Source organism: Curtobacterium sp. B8, from assembly GCF_000333315.1.
Lineage (GTDB): Bacteria > Actinomycetota > Actinomycetes > Actinomycetales > Microbacteriaceae > Curtobacterium > Curtobacterium luteum.
The window spans coordinates 1-8,265 of the sequence record NZ_BACW01000358.1; the positions used below are offsets into that span (position 1 = coordinate 1).

The window sequence follows — 8,265 nt, forward strand, 5'->3', positions numbered from 1 at the left end:
GGGCGGACACCCGCCTCGAGCTTCGCCGGACCTCGCGCTCGGCCGTGACCGTCAGGCGGGTCGGCGCGTGGTCGAGCTTGCGGAGCGCGGCGAGCAGGTTCCTGTCCGTCTCGTCCGAGCGGATCTCGACCGCGAGGGCACCCTGGCCGGGCGCGCTCGGCCAGAAGCCGAGGTCGAGCAGCTCGGTCGCCGCGTCGAGCCGGTCGATCCGGGTCAGCCCCGCGGCGGCGAGCACCACGGCGTCGAGGTCGTCGTCCACGCGGCCGAGCCGGGTGTCGATGTTCCCGCGGATGTCCACCACGTCGAGGTCGGGACGCTTCGCCTTGAGCTGCGCGACACGTCGGGGTGACCCGGTGCCGACCTTCGCTCCTTCGGGCAGCGAGTCGACCGTGGCGCCGTTGCGGGCGACCAGGACGTCACGCGCGTCGGCGCGCTTCGGGACGGCTCCGATGGACAGCCCCGGGTACGGAGCGGTCGGGAGGTCCTTGAGGGAGTGCACGAGCACGTCGACCTCACCGGCGACCAGGGCCTCGCGCAGGGCGCTGGCGAACACCCCGGTGCCGCCGAGGCTCGCGAGCGAGGCGCGGTTCGTGTCGCCCTCGCTCGTGACCTCGACGAGCTCGACCGGACGGCCGGACGCCTTCGCGAGGCGGTCGGCGACGTCCTGCGACTGCGCGACGGCCAGCCGGCTGGCACGGGTGCCGAGCCGGATCGGCGCCGGACCGTCCTGCTCGGTGCGCTGCTGCTCGGTCACGGAGCCAGACCGGCAGCCGCGGGCTTGAACCCGGCGCGCACGTTCTCGCAGCACCCCGGACGGCACACGTCGTACCAGGGGCCCAGGTCCGTCAGGTGCGGACGCTCCGACGTCGGCACACCGTTCACGCGCTCGAGCACCAGGTCGATCAGCCCGGCGACGTAGGCCGGGTCGACGCCGGGCGTCTGCGTGCGGACCGACCAGAAACCGAGCTCCTGCGCGGTCTCGGTGGCTTCTTCGTCGAGGTCCCACATGACCTCCATGTGGTCGCTCACGAAGCCGAGCGGGACGATGAGCACGGCGCGGGTGGGACCGCCCTGGAGCTCCTCGTTCATGTAGTCGTTGATGTCCGGCTCGAGCCAGGGCTGCGTCGGAGGGCCCGAGCGCGACTGGTAGACGAGCTTCCACGCGGGCTTCGACGTGCCCTGCAGGTGCGCGTGCTCGGGCTGTTCGAGGAGCTCGCTCCACGCCTGGTCGAGCACGACCTCGGCGACGGCGAGGTGCTGCGCCTCGTACGCGCCGTGCTCGTCGAACCCGCGGAAGTCGGGGCCAGAGCGGGCGGCGTCGGCGGACGGGATCGAGTGCGTCGAGAACAGCACGTGCAGCTCGGTCGCGACGTCGAGGCCCTCGTTCTCGGCGATCGCCTTCGCGAGGCCGTCGCGCACGCCGTCGACGAACGGCCGGACGAAGCCGGGGTGGTCGAAGAACTGTCGGACCTTGTCGATCTTGATGGTGTCGATCAGGCCGGTGGCGTCGAGCACGCGGGCGTAGTCCTCGCGGTACTGCCGGCAGCTCGAGAACGACGAGTACGCGCTCGTCGCGATCGCGATGAGGTTCGTCAGGCCACGGTCGGCGGCCTCCGTGAACGCGTCCTCGAGGTACGGGTCCCAGTTGCGGTTGCCCCACAGCACCGGCAGGTCGATGCCGCGCTTCGCGAGCTCGGCCTCGAGCGCGGCCTTCAGCGCGCGGTTCTGCGCGTTGATCGGGCTGACGCCGCCGAAGTGCCGGTAGTGGTGCGCGACTTCTTCGAGCCGCTCGTCCGGGATGCCCCGACCGCGCGTGACGTTGCGGAGGAACGGGATGACGTCGTCCTGGCCCTCGGGTCCGCCGAAGCCGGCGAGCAGGATCGCGTCGTACGCGGTCGGCACCTCGACGTGCTCGGGCCCGTCGACCGCGGCGGGCGTCGCCGCGAGGACGGCTCCGCGTCCGTTCGTGATGTTGCTGGTGTCGGTCACGACAGCACCTCCGGCAGCTCGGCGGTCGTCACGCGACGACCCGTGTAGAAGGGCACTTCCTCGCGGACGTGGAGGCGTGCCTCGGTGTAGCGCAGGTCGCGCATGAGGTCGACGAGGTCGACCAGGTCCGGGCTCTCGAGCGGCAGGATCCACTCGTAGTCGCTCAGGGCGAAGGTCGCGATGGTGTTCGTGAGCACACGGCGGTACTTCGCACCGGCGATGCCGTGGTCGCGGAGCATCGTCGAGCGCTCCTCTTCCGGCAGGAGGTACCACTCGTAGGAACGGACGAACGGGTAGACCGTGATCCACGCCTCGGGGTCCTTGCCGCGGAGGAAGGCCGGGGTGTGACGCTTGTTGAACTCGGCCTCGCGGTGCATCGCCATGACGTGCCAGACCGGCTCGGCGTCCTGGAACAGGGCGGTGCGGCGGACGTCGCGCAGCACGGCCTGGATCGCCTGGGCGTCGTCGCCGTGCAGCCAGATCATCACGTCGGCGTCGGCGCGGAAGCCCGAGACGTCGTAGAAGCCGCGGGTGGTCACACCGCGCTCCGCAGCCGCGGAGACCACGGCGTCGAGCTCGGCGACGGCGTCGTCACCGGCACGGGGCACGGACCCCACCGGACGTCGGAAGACGGCCCACAGGGCGTAGGCCGTCAGGAGGTTCGGGTCGATGCCGGAGGCCGGGTCGGTCTCGTGTGCGTCGCCCGCAGCGGGCACGGTGGAACTCATGGGTCCTTTGTCCTATCGGTTGCCAGGGATTACCTCGGCCCCTGCCGAAGAGCGACCGGCGCGGAGGACCCGGACGGCGGCGTGGCGTCGGCCGGTCACCGCCGTCGGAGCACCGCTACGACGATACCCCCGACCACCGCAACGCCCGCTGCGAGCCCGGCCAGGTAGGGGACGGGGTTCTCGTCCGCGCGGCGCTTCAGCCCGGCGGCGGCGATGCCGATCTGCTTGGGGACGTTGAGCTTGTCCTCGATGGCGTCGAGGGTGTCGAACAGCTGCGCGCGGGTCGCCGCGACGCGGTCGGCCATCTCGTCGTGCTGGTCGGTCACGGTTCCTCCGTCGGTGGTGCTGGTGCCGGATCCGGCTGTGCTGGTGCGTGGGTCGTCACGAGGGACGGTGTCAGAACCGTCCGCTGACGTCCGGAGTCCGATTGCCGTGGCGCTGCGTCGGTGTGGGCTTCTTGCCGAGGCCCTTCACCGCGTTGACGTCGTTCTTGACGCTGTCGATCGTCCGCTTCGGGGTGATCGGCAGGCCCTTCTTGAAGCGCTTCCACCCGACCAGGCCGAGGATCGCCGCGACGACGAGCATGACGACGGCGACGACCAGCGCGGCGAGCCACGCCGGCATCACGGTCGCGAGGCCCATGACCGCCGCGGTCAGCAGCACGCCGATCGCGTAGAGCACGATCACGAGCGCCGCCACGAGGAGACCGGCTGCGAGCGCGAAGACCTTGACCTTCGCCAGCATCTCCGCCTTGAGCAGGTTCAGCTCGCCCGTCACGAGCTCCTTGACGAGCTTCGGGACGTCACCGACCAGGCCGAACAGCGAACGCGACTTGCGGTCGCGGGTGTCGGTCATGAGGTGTGGGCGTCCTTCTTCTGCCCGACCTTCCGGACGACCTTCTTCGTCTGCTCGCCGACGAACTCGGCGACGTCCGGCGTCTTGTCGGCGATGAAGTCCTCCGCCTTGTGGACGCCCTTCTGGAAGCCGTTGCTGTTCCAGACCTTGCCGCTGACGGTCTTGATCTGCTCGTACCGCGCCCGTCCGGCTCGCGATCCCAGGACGTACCCGAGTGCGGCGCCGGCGACGAACAGGAGCTTGCCTCGCATGTGCGATCCTCCGTGGGTCAGTGTGCAGTGGTCATGCGCCGAGCGGAATACGTCCGGCGTCTCCACAACAGTAGCCCTCGGGCACCGCCGGGTCCGCTCAGGTTCCCAGGTCGGCGTCGTCCAGGATGCGTTCCGCGGCCGCGCGGGCTCCCGCGACGATGCCGGAGAGCCCCCGGCCGGTGGACGCCTCCCCGATGCCCACCACGCCGTCCGCCAGACCCGCCGCTGTCGTGTCGGGTCCGTACCAGCGCACGCGTGCGACACCCTGCACACGGTCCGTGCCCATCCGGACGCCGAGCAGGGTGCTGGCGTCGCGGAGGGCGCGCACCCCGACGGGGTCGGACGGATCGACCGGGAGGCTCGTGGCCACGCCCGCCGGACCGCCCGCGTCGGACGCCGCTCCCGCCGCGGCGTGCGGCCCGGACCCCGCTGCGCCGTCTGCCCGGGCCCCCGCAGGACCGTCCGGCGGGGTCGCGTAGCTGAGCCGGAGGACGTGCCGGCCGTCCGCCGCCTCCGCGAGCCACGGCCACTTCACGGTCGCGTGCGTCAGGGCCTTGGCCGCCACCGACTCGGCGTCCGGGTGCACGAGCATGCCCGTCCCGCGGGGCGCGGCGTCGAGGGCGGGTTCGTCGACGACGAGGGTCACGAGCTCGATCCCGGTCCGGTCGGCGGCGGACGCACGCCGCGGGTCGGGCGTGGACGCCAGCACGTGGTCGGCGACGAGTCGCTCGGTGACACCGTCGGGCCCCGTCACCTCGACCGCGTGCTCCTCGACCGCCGTCGCGGTCGTGTGGAGTCGGACGTCCACGTGGTACGTCTCCGTGTCGGCGACGAGCTCGTCGACGAGGCGCACGATGCCGCCGCGGATGCCCTGCACGGCGGAGCCGGCCGCTGCGCGGGACCGCAGGGAGAGCACGGCGCGGGCGAGCGACCCGTCGCGGAGCAGTGCGGCGCGGAGTCCGGGCGCCACGCGGTCGGGGTCGAGGCGGTCCGGGTGGGTCGAGTGCACGCCGCCGGCGATCGGGACCACGAGGTCGTCGAGGACCCGCTCCCCCATCCTCCGGCGCACGAGCTCACCGAGGGACGGGGCCTTCGACCCGACGGGACCGGGGAGCAGGGAGTCCATCTGTGCGCGCAGCGCTCCCTTCTGTCCCACCACGGCGAGGACGTCGGCCGCCATCGGGGGTCCGGGGATCCCGAGCAGACCGGTGGCCGGGATGGGGGAGGCCGTCCGTCCCGGGTCATCAGCCAGGCGCCGCGCTGTTCGGGGTCACGACGTCGTTGCCCGAGCCCGAGTCGATCGCGAGCCTGCTGATCGCGTCGGAGCGGGTCGCGAACGAGTCGGCCGCCATGTCGAGGTCGATCCCCGCGACGGTGTGCCGGCGCACCATGCCGCCGAGGACGCCCGACGCCTCGACGAGCACGACGTGGGCGCCGCCCTTCGCGAGGTCCCGGGCGGCGACGAGGCCGGCGACACCGCCGCCGACCACGACGACGTCGGTCACGCCGGCTCCCCCGCGTCCCGGCCGGAGCCGAGGGAGTGCACGAGCTCGACGACGCGCGTGATGACGGCTGGGTCGGTCTCGGGCGGCACCCCGTGCCCGAGGTTCACGACGTGCGCCCGGGCAGCACCGCCGCGACGGACGACGTCGCGCACGTGGTCCTCGAGGACCTGCCACGGAGCGGAGAGCATCGCCGGGTCGATGTTCCCCTGCACGGTCACGCCGGTGCCGACGCGACGGACGGCCTCGTCGAGCGGGATGCGCCAGTCGACGCCGACGCCGTCGACCACGACCCGCTCGCCGCCGAGGGTCGTCATGTCGTGCAGGACCTCGCCGCTGCCGACGCCGAAGTGGATGCGCGGGACACCGAGGTCGGCCACGTGGGAGAGCGCACGGTCCGAGTGCGGTGCGACGTGCTCGAGGTAGTCGGCCCGCGAGAGCGAACCCACCCAGGAGTCGAAGAGCTGCGCGGCCGAGGCCCCGGCCAGCACCTGCGCCCGGAGGAACGCCCCGGACACGTCAGCGGCCCAGGCCAGCAGGCGCGACCAGGTCTCCGGGTCCGCGTGCATGAGCGTCCGCGCCCGGATGTGGTCCTTCGAGGGGCCGCCCTCGACCAGGTACGCGGCGAGCGTGAAGGGCGCCCCGGCGAAGCCGATGAGCGGGGTGCTGCCGAGCTCGGCGACCGTTCGGCGGACGGCCTCGGTGATCGGCGCCAGTGCGGACGGGTCGAGCTGTCCGAGCGCGTCCACGTCCGCCGCGCTCCGGATCGGGGACCCGAGGACCGGCCCGCGGCCGGGGACGATCTCGACGTCCACCCCGGCGAGCTTGATCGGCACGACGATGTCGCTGAAGAAGATGCCGGCGTCCACCCCGTGCCGACGCACCGGCTGCAGCGTGATCTCCGACGCGAGCGCCGGGTCGAGGCAGGCGTCGAGCATCGCGGTGCCGACCCGCAGCTCGCGGTACTCCGGCAACGACCGTCCGGCCTGCCGCATGAACCACACGGGCAGCGTCTCGGGGCGGTCGCCCCGGAGCGCGCGGACGAGCGGGGAACCGCTGGTCAGGCCGGCGGCGAGGGGGTGCGTCCCGGGCAGGGCGGTGCTGGTGGCGTCGGTCACCGGACGATTCTCGCACCGGCTGACCGGACGGTTCCCGCACATCCGTGCAGCCAGCAGCCGGCACACCGAGCGCGGGTTACCATGGAACACGTGCTCATCTGTCTCACGGCGTCGCACCGCAACGCCAGCTTCGACCTCCTGGAGCGACTGAGCATCGGCGCACCGACCGCCGCGAGCCGTCTCGTGACCGACTCCGACGTGTTGGACGGAGCCGTCGTCCTCGCCACGTGCAACCGCTTCGAGGCCTACCTCGACATCGCGGGGGACGACCGTGACTCCGCCGTCTCGGCCACCGTCGACGCCGTCGCCGCCGCCAGCGACCTCGCCCCCGCCGAGCTCCGCGACTCGGTCCGGGTCCTCGGTGGCAAGGACGTCGTGCAGCACCTCTTCGCCGTGTCGAGCGGGCTCGAGTCCGTCGTCGTCGGTGAGACCGAGATCTCCGGGCAGGTCCGGCGTTCCCTCGAGGACGCCCGCTCGAACGGCACCACCACCTCCGACCTCGAGCGCCTGTTCCAAGAGGCCGCGCACACCTCGCGCGGCGTCAAGACCCGCACCCGCATCGGCGCCGCCGGCCGGTCGCTCGTGCGGCTCGGTCTGCAGCTCGCGTCCTCCCGGGTGACCGACTGGGCCGAGACCCGCGTGCTCCTGGTGGGGACCGGCAGCTACGCCGCGACCACGATCGCGGCCCTCCGCGACCGCGGCGCCGTGAACATCCAGGTCTTCTCGCCCTCGGGCCGCGCCGCCTGGTTCGCCGCGAAGCACGACCTCGTCGCCGCCCGTGACCTCCGCCAGGCCATCGGCTCGAGCGACGTCGTCATCACCTGCACCTCGAGCGAGGTCCCGGTCGTCGCGCCCGCCGACCTCGACGACGGCGTCCGTCGCATCGTGATCGACCTCGGGCTCCCCCGCAACGTCGACCCCGCTGCCGCCGGCGTCGACGGTGTGGAGCTCCTCGACCTCGAGACGATCAGCATCCACGCCCCGATCTCCGAGCTGAACGCCGAGTCCGAGGCGCGCGCGATGGTCGACGACGCGGTCTCCCGCTTCCGTGCGCAGGCGCTCGAGCAGTCGACCACCCCCGCCCTCGTCGCCTTCCGCAAGCACGTGTTCGACATCCTCGACGACGAGATCGAGCGCGCGAAGCGTCGCGACCCGGACCCCGAGTCCGTCGAGCAGACCGAGCGTGCCCTGCGGCACCTCGTGGGCGTGCTGCTGCACCGTCCGTCGGTCCGTGCCCGTGAACTCGGTCGCGCCGGACGCGGTGAGGAGTTCGTCGGCGCGCTCGACGCGTTGTACGGGGTGCAGCCCGCCCCCGAGGCGGAGGTGCCGAGCCCCGTCGTGCCGCTCGCGGAGCGCGCCGCGCCCGTCCGTGAGGACGCCGACCGCACCGACGAGGCGGACGCGAGCTGAGCCGCCCCACGCCCTCGGCCACCACGCCGCTCCGCAAGCTCCGCGGCGCGGCGGAACCGGGGCGCGTGGGCCCTCCGTCCGACCCGGTGACGCTCCGGGTCAGCGCGCTCCTGCTGATCCGTGACCGCCGTGTGCTGATGGTGCGCGCGCGCGGGCGCGACGTGCTCTACCTGCCCGGCGGCAAGGCCGAGGCGCACGAGACCGACGTCGAGGCCGCACTCCGCGAAGCCCGTGAGGAGACCGGCCTCCGGCTGACGGAGCAGGACGTCGAACCGTTCGGCACCGTCCTTGAGCCGGCTCACGAGCAGGCGCCGGGCACGATGGTCGCGATGGCGCTGTTCCTGGTCCGGCCGGGAGGCACGCTCGACTCCGTCACGCCCGTCGCCTCCGCGGAGGTCGACGAGGTGGAGTG

At 72.8% G+C, this 8,265-nt stretch carries 11 protein-coding genes; 2 read left to right on the top strand and 9 right to left on the bottom strand.

The window, feature by feature from the left end:
- From hemC to hemE, 9 genes are all read right to left on the bottom strand, one after another.
- The coding region (hemC, locus tag I59_RS09295) for a hydroxymethylbilane synthase (RefSeq protein ID WP_022903640.1) at positions 1 to 754 on the bottom strand (754 nt) is incomplete at its 3' end.
- Positions 751 to 1,989, bottom strand: coding sequence for a ferrochelatase (locus I59_RS09300; RefSeq protein ID WP_022903641.1), 1,239 nt, complete (start codon positions 1,987 to 1,989; stop codon positions 751 to 753). The genes I59_RS09300 and hemC, both read right to left, overlap by 4 nt.
- A complete protein-coding gene (hemQ, locus tag I59_RS09305; RefSeq protein WP_022903642.1) occupies positions 1,986 to 2,717 on the bottom strand; it encodes a hydrogen peroxide-dependent heme synthase in 732 nt (243 codons plus the stop codon). Before hemQ ends, I59_RS09300 begins: the two co-directional genes overlap by 4 nt.
- A gap of 95 nt (positions 2,718 to 2,812) precedes the next feature.
- Positions 2,813 to 3,043, bottom strand: a complete 231-nt coding sequence (locus I59_RS09310; protein WP_022903643.1) for a DUF3618 domain-containing protein — start codon at positions 3,041 to 3,043, stop codon at positions 2,813 to 2,815.
- Between the two features lie 70 nt (positions 3,044 to 3,113).
- Positions 3,114 to 3,572 carry a phage holin family protein gene (locus tag I59_RS09315; protein ID WP_031273498.1) on the bottom strand — a complete coding sequence of 153 codons (459 nt, stop codon included), beginning with the start codon at positions 3,570 to 3,572 and terminating at the stop codon, positions 3,114 to 3,116.
- Positions 3,569 to 3,823, bottom strand: coding sequence for a hypothetical protein (locus I59_RS09320; RefSeq protein ID WP_031273499.1), 255 nt, complete (start codon positions 3,821 to 3,823; stop codon positions 3,569 to 3,571). Before I59_RS09320 ends, I59_RS09315 begins: the two co-directional genes overlap by 4 nt.
- A gap of 97 nt (positions 3,824 to 3,920) precedes the next feature.
- A complete protein-coding gene (locus I59_RS19620) occupies positions 3,921 to 5,003 on the bottom strand; it encodes an NAD(P)/FAD-dependent oxidoreductase (RefSeq protein ID WP_049976558.1) in 1,083 nt (360 codons plus the stop codon).
- A gap of 64 nt (positions 5,004 to 5,067) precedes the next feature.
- Complete coding sequence (locus I59_RS23445) at positions 5,068 to 5,328, bottom strand: FAD-dependent oxidoreductase (RefSeq protein WP_049976559.1); 261 nt, start codon at positions 5,326 to 5,328, stop codon at positions 5,068 to 5,070.
- Positions 5,325 to 6,485 (bottom strand): uroporphyrinogen decarboxylase, encoded by a 1,161-nt coding sequence (hemE, locus tag I59_RS09330; RefSeq protein ID WP_083882017.1) that lies wholly within the window; start codon positions 6,483 to 6,485, stop codon positions 5,325 to 5,327. Before hemE ends, I59_RS23445 begins: the two co-directional genes overlap by 4 nt.
- 48 nt (positions 6,486 to 6,533) lie before the next feature.
- Here hemE and I59_RS09335 point away from each other — a divergent pair, with 48 nt between their 5' ends.
- Positions 6,534 to 7,853: a glutamyl-tRNA reductase gene (locus I59_RS09335; protein WP_031273501.1), complete on the top strand. Its 1,320-nt coding sequence runs from the start codon at positions 6,534 to 6,536 to the stop codon at positions 7,851 to 7,853.
- Positions 7,854 to 7,918: 65 nt separating this feature from the next.
- The coding region (locus I59_RS09340) for an NUDIX domain-containing protein (RefSeq protein WP_261976548.1) at positions 7,919 to 8,265 on the top strand (347 nt) is incomplete at its 3' end.